At 41.6% G+C, this 4,295-nt stretch carries 5 protein-coding genes; 1 reads left to right on the top strand and 4 read right to left on the bottom strand.

Features of this window, described 5'->3' with window-relative positions:
* The 3 genes from CXF81_RS00240 to iadA form a co-directional block, all read right to left on the bottom strand.
* The coding region (locus CXF81_RS00240; protein ID WP_157825453.1) for an acetate--CoA ligase family protein at nucleotides 1-1,401 on the bottom strand (1,401 nt) is incomplete at its 3' end.
* A 243-nt stretch (nucleotides 1,402-1,644) separates the two neighbouring features.
* Nucleotides 1,645-2,463, bottom strand: a complete 819-nt coding sequence (locus CXF81_RS00235) for a cyanophycinase (RefSeq protein WP_101179089.1) — start codon at nucleotides 2,461-2,463, stop codon at nucleotides 1,645-1,647.
* 5 nt (nucleotides 2,464-2,468) lie between these two features.
* The gene (gene iadA / locus CXF81_RS00230) at nucleotides 2,469-3,617 is read right to left on the bottom strand and encodes a beta-aspartyl-peptidase (RefSeq protein WP_101179087.1); all 1,149 of its coding nucleotides are present in this window, start codon (nucleotides 3,615-3,617) and stop codon (nucleotides 2,469-2,471) included.
* A gap of 252 nt (nucleotides 3,618-3,869) precedes the next feature.
* On the opposite strand from iadA, the gene CXF81_RS19705 reads away from it, so the two are divergent.
* Complete coding sequence (locus CXF81_RS19705; RefSeq protein ID WP_157825452.1) at nucleotides 3,870-4,013, top strand: hypothetical protein; 144 nt, start codon at nucleotides 3,870-3,872, stop codon at nucleotides 4,011-4,013.
* 206 nt (nucleotides 4,014-4,219) lie between these two features.
* Here CXF81_RS19705 and CXF81_RS00225 read toward each other — a convergent pair.
* A partial coding sequence (locus CXF81_RS00225) for a hypothetical protein (RefSeq protein WP_157825454.1) occupies nucleotides 4,220-4,295 on the bottom strand: 76 nt, incomplete at its 5' end.

Below are 4,295 nucleotides of genomic sequence, written 5' to 3'. Positions count from 1 at the left end.
CATTCTAAAACCCGGTGCGGCATTGCACTCACAAATGCCACCACCAATTTCTTTGTATGATTTGCTGATGTCATCAGTTAAAAAATCAACGCCACCAATATCAAGACCAATGGCACGAATAGCGCGCACGGCCATTTCTCGGTTATCTGGGTGCACAATGTCGGTCACATCGATAGCGGTGCCGCCTGTCGACAAATTTGCAGTCGAGCGCAGATAAAATGTATGGTCTTTTTCAAGTACCGTGTCTTTGTCATAATCGGCTTCTTCCATAAGCCGAGCCGCTTGCTTATCTAATTCCAGTCTAGTTAGCACTTTTTCATGCCCTACTCCGCGGCGTGGATCTTTATTCACAATATCAATTAGCTGTTCAATAGTATGCATACCGTCGCCAATAACATGACCTGGGACTCGTTTGGCGACCGCAACTAACTCATTATTAACGACCAACATTCTGTGGTCATAGCCAGTGATGAAGCTTTCGACTAATACAGCTCTGCTCGTGCCATGCTGCTGCGCTTCAGCAAACGCAGCTATAACGTCGTCATCTGTCATCAAGTTAATACTGACACCGCGACCATGGTTCGCATTCAATGGTTTTAGTACAACCGGAAAGCCTATACGCTGAGCAGCTCTCACTGCTTGCTTATCACTATAAATCATCATTTGTTGTGGTACTGGCAAGCCCAAGTCATTGAGTAGATTATGGGTATCTTCCTTATCACATGAAATCTCAACCGCGATGTGTTTTGTTTCGCTGGTAATGGTCGCTTGAATTCGCTGTTGATACTTACCCTGACCAAATTGCACTAAACTGTAATTATTCAAACGTAGCCAAGGTATGTCACGTTCTTCGGCAGCCGATACCAAAGAGGCGGTACTTGGACCAAACTCTTTACGCTGCGCCATTTTAATAAAGTCATTAAGTTCATCTGCAAAATTAAAATCTGGCTCAATCTTGGCTGTGATCGACTTTTGTATTGCAGGAGGCATTAAATGCGTTAGTAGTTTTAAACCCAACGCGCCGGCCTCTATGCCTACATCTTTTTGTTGATATTGATAAACAACATAATAACAGCCTTTTTCTTTCAAGCTTCTTGTGCGTCCAAAGGACACTGAGGACCCTGCTAAGTTTTGCAATTCTATTGCTACGTGTTCCCAAATATGACCAATCCACGTTCCTTCATCTTCAACTAATCTTCTTAAAAAGCCACCTTCCTCACCATAAGAACAACCGTGTTTTTGCAAGGATGGTAACGCTGCGATAAGACCATTAATAAAGTCTTCACCTAATTTGACCGAAGGCCAATTTTCTAATTCACCAATGTCAATTTGATAACAAATGACCGGAAAGTTAGCATAGACATTTGGGCCGACATAAACGTTTTTACTTAGAATTTTCATGGTTACAGATCCTTTAGTGCGACTTTTTTTATTAATTAACGGCAACGATGAAACAAGCAGTTAATTCAGTATTTGAACCTTTGGCATTATCTCAATAATCTATAGACATGAACGGGTCAATTAAACTGTTATTATTAGTGATCTAAACTACATAAAAAAGGCAGCTTACGCTACCTTTTGAAGTGTTTTATTTTGTCCTTCTGCGCATCACAATGAGCAAGCAGAAAATAATTATATTGATACTCAACTTACATAAGCTTTTCGGTTTGAAATGTCGAATCTGGCACCAGCTGCTAAAATATGTAATTTAACATTGAGTAAAGTAAGGGCGTCTCCAGTTCGAGCTTCTGCCATTGATGAATATTCTATGTCGCTAGGATCAACAACCGTAATAGCGCCACTACCGACAACCGTAAACACGTTATTATGGTCAATAAATGCGGCCGTATTTTCGTCCAACCCCACCCCAATCAAAAACGGATTATAACTAACAGCTGAAAGTAAACGAGCTAGTCGGTTGCGTTCATTGAAGTGCTGATCAACCACGATAGTATTAATTAACCCCATACCAGGGGCCAAGTTAACACCGTCTTCGGTCGGCACAGTGCCTGTGCTGCCACCAGTAATCATATGCTGCGAGACAATAGCAGCGCCTGCGGAAGTTCCTGCATAATGAACACCTTGAGCATTTAATTGGCGAATTGTTTTTGCGATAGGTGTGCCACCTAAAATAGTAGATAGCCTCAGTTGATTACCACCAGTCACAAATATGCCGGTACTTTTTTCTAAGGTTTGTACGTATTCAGGATTTTGCGCATCACTACGTTCAATAATTGGTAACGAATAGGTTTTTTTTACGCCTATTTCTTCGAAAATTTTCTGATAGCGTGAACCCGTGTCGTCAAGTTGTGAAGCGGTTGGAATGATGGTGATTACAGCATCTTTGCCTCCGCTAAGCTCAATAAACTTGGCCAAAATTTCGGGGTTATCTAGTTTTTTTTCTGCACCACCAATCGGAATTACATATCCTCTTTGGGTGCCATCTATAGTTGGAGAGGGCATAATATTTACTCGAAAGTGCCTTTTTTGATTTGTTGTTTATACTTAACATGCCAATGACCCATCGCCATAACATGCTCAATCCGATTTTGCTTATTCAATATTATGATATCGGCATCAGCACCCTTTTTAATACGGCCTTTATGATGAAAATTCATCAGAGTCGCAACATTTTTGGTAAAAAAGGGTAAAAACTTTTCAATCGCTTGGCCGTCATCTACTAGCTCGTAGAAGATATTCGTCATCGATTGGGATTCAGCAAAGTCCATTTTCTTTAAACTACCATCAACATGAAAGTCGGGTAAGCATCCGCCGCCATCCGAACTAATAGTCAATTTATCTTGTGGCAAATCTTGTTGCATATAGCGCAGCAAAGCTTCACCCGGCTCGAAGCCAACATCGCCAGTTTCAAAAGCAGTAACATCAACCCAACAACCTCTTTTTGCTAGCTCACAGGCTTCTTCAAATAGGTACCGCTGGCGATTAATATGTGTAGGATTATACGTTCTAGGCGGAATTTCAGCTGAATCTAGAGCCTCTCTAACCAAACTTAAGCCACGTTCACCGTCACCTAAATGCAAGTGTAGCATACCTGCTTTGCCGGTCATCAAGCGTGCCACGTGAGCTTCAGATGCGACTTTTAACAATTCATTCAACGTTGGTTGGCTTGAACGGTGGTCACTAATAGCTAACTCTCCGACACCAATAATCGGTTCAATGAAAACAATATCCGATTTCACCGATCCGGTTAAGGTTGTTGCCGGTAAATGATAACCACCGGTGTAGCAATAAGCTGAAAAACCTTCTTCTCTTAATGCATAAACTTGGGCAATCAACGACTCAGTACTACGAGTTAAATCATCTGTACCTAGCAAACCAACAGCGGTGGTTACACCCGCCCGCGTAAATTTACTTAATGGAACGGCAGGCACTCTTGTCGAAAAGCCGGCTTCACCACCACCGCCAGTAATATGGGTATGACCATCAATAAAACCGGGCATCACAATGCAGCCCTCAGCATCAACAATATTATGCTCAAGGTTAAGTTCGGGTAAAATGTCACCTACGTAAACTATTTTATTTTCTGCGATAAGAATGTGCTGCAAGCCCAAATGCTCAGGTGCGTATACGTCAGCATTCTTAATTATTGTGATCAAAACCGAAATACTCTCTTGTACGTTGAATCAGTCCACAGAGTCTATAGGTTACCCGACAAAACACAAAACCATTTTTAGTATATTTCAGTTTTAATTGGAGCTAAAACATAAAAAATCTACGCAGAAAATTAAAATAGCAAATCGCGGAGTTGCACAATACACAAATCTGTAAGGCTTAAATGGGAAGCAGATGAGTTTGCTCTTGAGCAACTAAGGGCGATAGGCCCTGACTCAGAATCTTTTGCACGAGGGATGAAGAAATTTGCTGAATATACGGATAGCGAAAATAAGCTAATTACAGAAGATCTAGAGAAAATATTGAGCTCACACCCCCTAACTAAAGAACGGATTTCAAACGTACTGGAATTTGCCGGTTTCAGAGTCGGCGTTCGCTGACATGGAAGTTGAAAAACAAAAACTGATTTTCCAAAGTAGGTCTTACTTTAAAGTCAAACTCTCACTTTGCTTAATTTGGTTTTCCTCATCGACCACAGCTGTCGAATTCCATCCGTTCGGTTTGTCTCAACAGCCATCGCTGTCGGCTTTTCCTTAAGCAAAAAAAAGGCGCTCAATGAGCGCCTTTTTTAAGATGTAATGCGGTATTACGCAACAATCTTTGATACAACGCCAGCACCTACTGTGCGGCCACCTTCACGGATTGCGAAGCGTAAACCTTCA

The sequence above is a fragment of the Glaciecola sp. 33A genome, assembly GCF_002836745.1.
In the GTDB taxonomy this organism is placed as follows: Bacteria; Pseudomonadota; Gammaproteobacteria; order Enterobacterales; family Alteromonadaceae; genus Glaciecola.
The sequence above is the reverse complement of the archived record's forward strand: the minus strand, read 5'-3'. Positions and strand labels throughout refer to the sequence as shown.

What these genes read in the sequence shown, in the direction of transcription:
- CXF81_RS00235 (WP_101179089.1), bottom strand. Translation starts at nt 2,463, where the DNA reads ATGCCCTCTCCAACTATAGATGGCACCCAAAGAGGATATGTAATTCCG.
- CXF81_RS19705 (WP_157825452.1), top strand. Translation starts at nt 3,870, where the DNA reads ATGAAGAAATTTGCTGAATATACGGATAGCGAAAATAAGCTAATTACA.